This window comes from Bradyrhizobium sp. NBAIM03 (assembly GCF_020194055.1).
In the GTDB taxonomy this organism is placed as follows: Bacteria; Pseudomonadota; Alphaproteobacteria; order Rhizobiales; family Xanthobacteraceae; genus Bradyrhizobium; species Bradyrhizobium yuanmingense.
In genome coordinates, this window is sequence record NZ_JADYVS010000270.1 from 1 (window position 1) to 391 (window position 391).

General features: G+C 56.5%; 1 protein-coding gene. It reads left to right on the forward strand.

All coding sequences use genetic code 11. The features are described 5' to 3' along the window. Nucleotides 1-45: 45 nt before the first annotated feature. Nucleotides 46-391, forward strand: a 346-nt coding sequence (locus I6F21_RS38465) for a KH domain-containing protein (protein WP_225184483.1), incomplete at its 3' end; no start/stop codon positions are given.

Consider the following 391-nt stretch of genomic DNA (forward strand, 5'->3'; position numbering starts at 1 on the left):
GCTCTCAAGCAGGCTAAGGAGGCTCGCACCGCGATCCTTGAGGTGATGAACGAGGCCATCGATTCTCCCGATGAAATGGCCCCGACTGCTCCGCGCATCATTACCGTTCACATCCCAGTGGACAAGATCGGTGAGGTCATCGGCCCCAAGGGCAAGATGATTAACCAGATTCAGGACGACACTGGCGCCAATATCTCTATTGAGGACGATGGCACGATTTTCATCGGGGCTGATAACGGAGATTCGGCCGAGTCTGCCCGTTCGATGATTAACGCGATCGCTAACCCACAGATGCCCGAGGTCGGTGAGCGTTACCTCGGCACCGTCGTCAAGACGACGAGCTTTGGCGCTTTCGTCTCTTTGCTGCCCGGCAAGGATGGTCTGTTGCACA